Raw genomic sequence first — 8,349 nt, forward strand, 5'->3', positions numbered from 1 at the left:
GGTCAATGGTCGTTGACACTCATGCATCATACAAGAGGGCTCTTTTTCTTTCAAGACCCCGAACATCCTTCTAACAGGAATGCTGCCCCGTTAGTGCCATAAGAAAAAGCGATCCTTCTTAATGAAGACCGCATCCGTTAGTTGAAGTTCAGGGATATGTTTTTATGTGATTATAATTTATTAACTCACCCATTGTATCTACAACAACCTCATCTATTCCATAACTATTATGAGCATCATAATAAGGGTGGACTTTTAGAGTTATCTCATACTCTCCACCAACTCCGTACAGTTGCTTAATTTTGAGTATTTCTGTGTCATACGAAGCCCAAGTAAGATTACTTGGTGCACCCTTATCATCTTTATATATTTCAGCAATTGCTTTATCTACTGATTGTCTAAGGCTATTTATAAGTGTATATTTAAGTGTTTCACATAGTTCCGTATCAGCTTCATTTATTATTTTTGAATAAACTGGCTTATTAGAGCTTATTAAAAATATTGCTATCAAAAGCATTACTGCGAAATTTTTCATTTTATCACCCACTTTAGTTTCCTAATAACTGTAAAGTTTTATTCAATTATGTTATTTTTCCCCAGTTAGTGAATGATGAAAAAGCTGCCTTAAAGAAGCTCTGACCTTCATCTAACGCACCCGTTAGCCATACATGAAGCGCAAAAATCAGCGCTTCACACAGAGAATGAAAATTGGCCTCTATGTCGATAATGTTTTTATGGCTGGCGAAGAAGGTCGTTGCACTATGGTGCCTTTGAGCCCATCCGTTAGTCTGACTCCGACGACCACGGTGTACCACCGACTGTCGCGCCCTTTATGGGTAGCACTCATGGGAGATTAATCCTTTTTTGGTCGTCGCGCTAGCCTTCACTTAATTTGCAATGATTGGAGGTTTTTGTTTAACGATTTACCAAACTCAATCAGATTACTCATAAGGCTCAGCCTTTTTTTAAAAAGCGTTTTTACTGGGTCTATTTTGTTGTGCTTTTTTCTGGATTTTGAGCTTTTTTAATTTTCATGGGAGTTTAAGTAGATTACTTCACAAACTTTTTATTTTATTTCATTACCAATCCCATAATTAAAAAACGTAAAATAGGTGGGCACTATTTTACGTTTACTTTTAAATGGGGTATCACCACATTGCCTTCAAGCTAACAATAACGAGTTACCCCAAAACGATAAAAACGAGGAATATGCACAAAATTTTCGTTCTGGGGGTATTATGATTTCTTACCTTGATGGATATGTGACTCTACCCCTATTTTGCATTTTAAGACAGTAAAAAAGCTATCTCCACTCGAAGATAGCATTGGTATGCAGACAATAAAATTGTTTAATAATATGAGCTGATACTAGAGCATTTATTTAGTGTAGACTCTCGCTGTTTACGATACAATGATTTATGAGGAAAATAAAGGAAACGACAATTAGGGAGGAATAAATTCTAGTGGGAATTTTACAACAAGTTATTCAGCAATTTCGATTGAATGTTTTATCAATTAGCAGTGTTCCAGAGTCGTATAGCTCAACTGTCTATAAATTACTTTTAAACAATCAACAACAAGTTTTTGTTAAAATCCCCTATTCAAAGACTAAGTTAATGCGAGAATACGAATTTCTTCAAATACTCCAAGATAAGTTAAATACGCCCAGAGTACTAGATTTTTGGGAAGGAAATGATGTGATACCTGGAGCATTGTTATTAGAGGCAATAGATGGAGAAATATGTACAAAGACAATCGATAAAGCATTAGCATATGAGATAGGCTTAAGTCACGCAAAGCTGCATTCCATACCTGCAACGTTCTTTAAAAAAAGTGATACTATTGAAAGATATCAGCCAGAAGAATGGAGAGCATTCATTCAACAAAAATTTGAGTACTTTTCTGAGCATACAAAGGCGATTTTATCGAAAGATTTATTTGATAAAAGTATACACTATTTCGAAAAGTATTTTTATTCTTTACCAACACCAGATGGTCCTTGTTTAATACATATGGATTTTAGACCCGGAAATATTTTAGTAAAGGATAATAATGTGAAAGGAATTATTGATTTCGAAAGTGCACGTTTAGGCTCAACAGAAAATGATTTCACAAAAATTAATCGTGATATTTGGTGTAAACAACCAAATACAAAAGAATCATACATACAAGGCTATAATTCGGTTCGTCCTATGATTAATCTACAAAAAATTCTGCCGTTCTATACTTTTTATGATGCATTTTGTTCTATTGGATGGAGTAAGATACGAGAGGCAACAAAGCATCAAGAATTCATCAAAGAAAACCTAGAGATTTTAAAAAAAGTATTATAATTGAGTTATATAAATTCGAGATCATAGTTCATTCACTCCTTGTGCATTCCCTATTTCGATGATACTTAAAAAATATGATTATGGCTTACAATAAACTTATAGAGGAATGAAAAGTAGTGAAAGTTACTTGGAAAAGGAGAGATACTTTATGAATGATCAGAATCGATCTATAAAATTCCATACATTTCAGCAGCTTCATAGCCAATCATCTACTTTTGTACTGCCAAATGCTTGGGATGCAAGTAGTGCCAGAATTTTTCAAGAAAGTGGATTTAAAGCGATTGGTACAACTAGTGCAGGTATGGCAATTTCGTTAGGTTATTCAGATGGTGAGAACCTTCCGTTTGAAAAATTGATGAAAGCTTTCAAAATGATTGTCAATTCTGTGAATGTTCCTGTAAGCGCTGATATTGAGGCTGGCTATGGAACTTCAATTGAGGAAGTGGTAGAAAACGTTAGACAGATTATTTCAACTGGAGTGGTTGGAATTAACCTTGAAGATGGGACTGGAAATCCGGAGGATCCAATTTTTGATGTTTCAATACAAGCCGAAAAAATATCTGCAATCAATGAACTGTCCCGATCGTTGAATATGCCTTTATTTATCAATGCACGTACTGATCTGTATTGGCTAAATATTGGTGACTCTGTGTTTCGGCTTCAGTCTGCCATTAATCGGGCAAAAGCTTATCAAAAAGCAGGGGCAGACTGTATTTTTATTCCTGGTGTAAAAAATATTGATACCATTGAAAAGCTTAGACAGGAAATTTCTTGTCCAATTAACTTGTTAGCTGGGGAAGGTACACCTTCTTTGAATCGGCTATCTGAAACTGGAATTGAGAGAATTAGTAGTGGGTCTGCACCTTTTAGAGCCACGGTAACATTATTAAGAAAAATTAGTGAAGATATTATTAATCATGGAAATTTTCAGCGAATGATTGACGACGTTATCACATATAAAGATGTGGCTGAATTGATAAAGCCAAGCACAGATATGTAAAAAAAAAATAAATAGTTGGCAGAATGGTATTTTCAAATTAGGAGATCTAACCACATGCTCATCAAATTAAATTTTCTTTATTATCTCCTAAAGCGAAGTAAAAATCCTTCCACAGCAATTATAGATAACTTATTTTTTAGATTTTTAGTGACAATCCATATTTTTAGCTGCCGAGTTGTGACGTTCTCTTATTTAGCAAAGTAACAAACCCTCAGCACTAAGAAATCGAGGTTCTACGTAGGTACCATCTTACCATTAATAAAATAATGTCAGGCTGATAATGCTTCCATATTAACTGATCACACACCTTTTTTAGAATAGTACCATCCGTCTTGAAGTCTTTTACCAGAACAAACGAAAGCCACATTGCATATGCAATGTGGCTTTCGTTTCTTAATCTTCAATCTTCAAGAGTTATTACTAGCGAATAATATAAAGGAACTTAGTATATGACATTGTGTACAGTAAATAAATTTTAATTTATTCAATCAGTTCCACTAGTTACTCCATTATTAACATGTTGATTTTTTTGAAATAATGTCGTTTTAATTCCTATAAGAGATACTATTACCGTAAGAAGGCCAGCTAAAATAAATATTACTTCTACATTTACATATTCAACAAATATACCTGACAGCATTCCACCGAAAGGTAAAGCCAAAAAGGCTAACATGCGCGTTGAGCTAATAACACGACCAAGTAAAGGAGATGGAACTACTTCTTGTCGTAAAGTAAACCAATTAATTGCCAATAAAGTAACTGAACCTACAATTATTATTCTACACGCTATTAATATTATTAACAGTCCTTGAGACATTGTTAATGCTGTTTGACCTAACCCTATTAAGATTCCAGCTATTATGATTACATTCCCTCTAGGTAATTTGTTTAACTTATTGGCGAAATAAATGGCCAAAAATGATCCTAGTGTCTGTAAAGAAAACACTAATCCAATATATTGAGAAGAAAGATTCAACGTACCTTTTAGGTAAAACATGAATAAAGATTCCATTGCTCCATATCCTAAATTAACTAAAAATATAAAAATAGTACCTATTAATATTTTTTTAGTCTTAACTACGTAATCAATACCTTCTTTAATAGAAACAATAATTGATGTATTGACGATATTCTTATTCTGATATTTATTAGCTATAAAACCAATAAACATCGCTGAAAAGAAATAAGTGACAAAATTAAAATATAATAGGTTATGTGCTCCAATTACAGCTATTAAAATACCAGCTATAGAAGGCCCTATAAAAGTAGTTAGAGTTTCAGATAATTTAAATAAAGAATTCCCTTGAATTAAGTTTTTTCCTTGCAAGGTTTCTGGAACTATAGATTCAAAGCTAGGATGATAAAATGCACTAACAGAAGATAATAAAAATGCTATAACATAAATAACCCAAACCTCTAAATGATTCATTAGTGCTGAGATAGGAATAACAATAACTAAAATAGCCGAGATAATATCTCCTATCAGTAAGATGTTCTTTTTACTGATTCTATCTGCAAATACTCCTCCTATCAAACTAAATAAAACTTGAGGAATTATCTCTAACACAAAAGTAAAAGCCATTAAACTTGGTGATTTTGTTAGTTCATAAACTAATAAAGGTAATGCAACTTGAAAAAAAGAAGTGCCCAATTTACTAGTTGTAGCACTAAGAAATAAAAATAAAAAGTCTTTGTTTCTTAATACTTGATAAGATTTCATACTTACCCCTTTTTATAATATATTTACTGAGTTAATGTTACAGGTATTGAATAACAAACAGGGCATTTTTTTTGTCTTTCCCACTCTGAAATAGAATATGTTTGGTATGTCGAAAAGTTTAATTCCATCATCTTACCTAATGACTTTGGCTTACTAATACCAGTAACTAGTCCTAAAAATTCATTAACAATAGCTCCAGCTAACATAGCTACATTAGGACTAATTGCTGCATTATTTCTCTGGAAGTTTACTTGATTCATATTATTAAGTTGATCATCAATAGCTCCATCACTGTCTATTACAGTCTGTTTATGGCATTCTACACAACCAGTTTCCCCAGGTATCATAGAATAAAAACGCCCTCTAGTATTTAATACTCCACCAGAAACTAAAGGTTTTCTTAACTTGACTACAGCCTCATTTACCCAGTCTTGAATATGCAATGTTGGTTTATCAGCTACACAAATGACATATTCACTATTTTTAATATGGTTCATAACATCTTCTGCACATTCTATCCGTTTGTTTGTAATATTTAAGTTTACATTAGGATTAAACTTAGAAATTCTCTTCTTAGCAAGTTCCGTCTTTAATTCATTGATGTTTTCTTCTGAATATAACAACTGTCGATTAAAATTACTTAACTCTAAAATATCAAAATCTAATGCGTTTATGTTATGAAATCCTAATGCTGCTAGATGGTATAGTATCTGGCTACCCAAACCCCCAATACCTAACAACGCAATATTAGTATTCATAATTTTTTCTTGGATCTCAAACTTACTATCTTCTAAAGATGTAAAAAGTGAAAAAAAGTTTAAATTTGCCTTATATCGTTCTTTCTCATATTCTCCCATTACTTTAGGACTGATAGAGTTGTCTTCTAAATATTTTTCTTCATCTAATGATTTAATGGCTTGATGTACTTCTTGAGATGTAATATTTGGAAATTTCAGTATTACTTTCTCGGTAATTTCATCAATAGTATTTTCCCCATCGATTAATGAAATTAAATACTTAATACTACCATTAGAATCTTCAATGATTCCTGCCACTCCATCTTCTTCACCTATATGTATTTCATCATTTACAAAAAACACAGGGATAGTTTCTTTAAATTTAGGTTTGACCATTTAAAAATCCTCCATTTTACTTAAATAGGGAACTATCTGACGATAGTTCCCTATTGTTAAAATTTTTGAAGTTTATACATTTAGCTATTATTAACCTGGGAAGCTATATAAAACTGCAGCTTTTTTGCTAGTTTTTTGAACTTTAACTGTCATGTTTAACACCCCCCGTATATGTAATAATAGAATGAATAATTATTAACCTGGGAAACTGTATAAAACTGCAGCTTTTTTGCTAGTTTTTTGAACTTTAACTGTCATACTTAACACCTCCATCCCTCTGAGATATTTTCATAATATTACCAATTAAATAAAAATTCAATAAGTTTATAGTAATTTATTGAATAACAGGAAAAAAATACTAAATACAAAAAAACAATTTATGGGTACGATTAACCTATGTTTACGTCATAATACCTTGTTAACAAAAATGGTTGGATTTCATTCTAATTTATACGAAAATATTTATTTTGAAATGAAGCATTTCGTTGACCCCCCTCACTTACAGAAAGATTTATTTTGGGAATATATCCAAATAAAAGAACGAACCTTTGCATTTTATTCAGAGACTCTAGTAAACTTAATTTATAAGGTTGAATAGAAGGGAGAAATATAATTGAACACTATTGATTTCTTAGTATTAAACCTAAAAGAAACTAGAAGACGAAGTATTACTGTATGGCAAGCAATTTCTAGTGACAAATTAAATTGGAAGCCAGATGAGATGGCAATGACATGTTTAGAAATGGTTCGTCACGTATTAGAATCTGAGTATTATTACTATCTAGCTATTGAAAATAGAGGAAGTGTGAAGGATTTTCATTCTCCATTTGAAAAAAGACCGTATATATCAATTGAAGATGAATTAGATTTTGCAGAGATTTATCACAAACAATTTTTACTTGCCGTTCATTCCTTTTCTAATGAAGATCTAAGTCTAATTAAAATTGATCGCTCTGATGTAGGGTATGTTCGTTCATTAGGAGATATGTTAATGCGTATCGCATATCATGAAGCAGTGCATACAGGGCAACTCTTAGATTATTTAAGGACAATGGAAGTTGAACGTCCTAATATTTGGGATTAATACGAAACTTCCTGTAATCTCAACTATGATAACTAAGAAAATGCAGGAAATCTCTAGAGGGGTATAGGAGTTTTAGGATGAAAACATTGACATAAATCCAGTACAGCCCATCCAATTTCGTACATACTTTCTTCATTCCAAAAAGTTTGCCAGTATCAAAGAACCCACCACAATCCTTACACCTATAATGCCAAGAAAGACCTCCACCATATTGAGATGTAGATTTGAAACAAAGTTTGATCAAATTAATCCAAGAAACCTTGATAAATGAATAAATAGAAAGAGCATGTTTTGAAAAAAGATTAATCAAAACATGCCCTTATAATATTTAATTGGATTATTCTTTTATAAAAAAGATTGATCATTTTTTTGGTCCTTAATCAACTAACGCACCCGTTAGTTTAAGTACAAGCTTTCACAATCTTACTAACTTGCACATTAGTCCAACAAAACCCCTTGTTTTTCCTTCCAGGTTTTCATTAAATTTTTATGATATTCCTTTGGCTTTTCAATTAAAAACCAATCAATTGAATGTGCAGGAGTGGGCATTGATTTATTACGACGAATTCTAATCTTTTCTTGATTTGTATAGTGAGGGTAAATAACAGTAGACCTCATATTAGTAACACTGCTTTTTAAAAACTTAATGTCTTCAATTTCATTCCAATACACTTTATTGCCGTTTAGGTCAATTACCATCCCAAAAGAATGCCTTACCCTGTTTTCTTTTGTTTAAAAGATAAAAAGAGTACCCTGAAAAAACAAACGATAATAATATTAGAGAAATAAAGACAAAAAGATGTTGGAGAAAACCTTTTATATCCACAAAAAGCAATAATAATAAGATTACTCCAGCTAACATAAAAGAAACTATTGGAAACAAAGCAATTCTGTATATTTTCATTTATCGTCACGCCCATCTTTTGCTTAATTTAACCTGCCCCGATAGTTCCATACAAAAAAGAGCTGCTGAACAGCTCCTGATATTGAAGTAAACCAGCTAATAGGATGTCAATATCTTTCTCTAATATTTTCATTTCCCTTATGATATACTATTTTTGGCCATGCCAAATAACCCT

7 protein-coding genes are annotated in these 8,349 nt (G+C 32.1%); 3 read left to right on the plus strand and 4 right to left on the minus strand.

Features of this window, described 5'->3' with window-relative positions; all coding sequences use genetic code 11:
• Nucleotides 1-148 precede the first annotated feature (148 nt).
• Complete coding sequence (locus ACIQYG_RS26495; RefSeq protein WP_402844463.1) at nucleotides 149-535, minus strand: DUF3888 domain-containing protein; 387 nt, start codon at nucleotides 533-535, stop codon at nucleotides 149-151.
• Nucleotides 536-1,463: 928 nt separating this feature from the next.
• Between ACIQYG_RS26495 and ACIQYG_RS26500 the strand changes: the two genes are divergently transcribed.
• Complete coding sequence (locus ACIQYG_RS26500; RefSeq protein WP_402844465.1) at nucleotides 1,464-2,333, plus strand: aminoglycoside phosphotransferase family protein; 870 nt, start codon at nucleotides 1,464-1,466, stop codon at nucleotides 2,331-2,333.
• A 148-nt stretch (nucleotides 2,334-2,481) separates the two neighbouring features.
• The gene (locus ACIQYG_RS26505; RefSeq protein ID WP_402844468.1) at nucleotides 2,482-3,333 is read left to right on the plus strand and encodes an isocitrate lyase/PEP mutase family protein; all 852 of its coding nucleotides are present in this window, start codon (nucleotides 2,482-2,484) and stop codon (nucleotides 3,331-3,333) included.
• A gap of 484 nt (nucleotides 3,334-3,817) precedes the next feature.
• Here the strand turns inward: ACIQYG_RS26505 and ACIQYG_RS26510 are convergent, their stop codons facing one another.
• Both ACIQYG_RS26510 and ACIQYG_RS26515 read right to left on the minus strand, forming a co-directional pair.
• The gene (locus tag ACIQYG_RS26510; protein WP_402844471.1) at nucleotides 3,818-5,053 is read right to left on the minus strand and encodes an MFS transporter; all 1,236 of its coding nucleotides are present in this window, start codon (nucleotides 5,051-5,053) and stop codon (nucleotides 3,818-3,820) included.
• A gap of 23 nt (nucleotides 5,054-5,076) precedes the next feature.
• Nucleotides 5,077-6,186 carry a HesA/MoeB/ThiF family protein gene (locus tag ACIQYG_RS26515; RefSeq protein WP_402844473.1) on the minus strand — a complete coding sequence of 370 codons (1,110 nt, stop codon included), beginning with the start codon at nucleotides 6,184-6,186 and terminating at the stop codon, nucleotides 5,077-5,079.
• A gap of 613 nt (nucleotides 6,187-6,799) precedes the next feature.
• Between ACIQYG_RS26515 and ACIQYG_RS26520 the strand changes: the two genes are divergently transcribed.
• Nucleotides 6,800-7,270 (plus strand): DinB family protein, encoded by a 471-nt coding sequence (locus tag ACIQYG_RS26520; protein ID WP_034313229.1) that lies wholly within the window; start codon nucleotides 6,800-6,802, stop codon nucleotides 7,268-7,270.
• A 438-nt stretch (nucleotides 7,271-7,708) separates the two neighbouring features.
• Here ACIQYG_RS26520 and ACIQYG_RS26525 read toward each other — a convergent pair whose 3' ends face one another.
• Nucleotides 7,709-7,969 carry a hypothetical protein gene (locus ACIQYG_RS26525; RefSeq protein ID WP_402844477.1) on the minus strand — a complete coding sequence of 87 codons (261 nt, stop codon included), beginning with the start codon at nucleotides 7,967-7,969 and terminating at the stop codon, nucleotides 7,709-7,711.
• Nucleotides 7,970-8,349 lie beyond the last annotated feature (380 nt).

It is taken from the genome of Peribacillus sp. NPDC096622, assembly GCF_044762665.1.
Classification (GTDB): Bacteria; Bacillota; Bacilli; order Bacillales; family DSM-1321; genus Peribacillus; species Peribacillus frigoritolerans_B.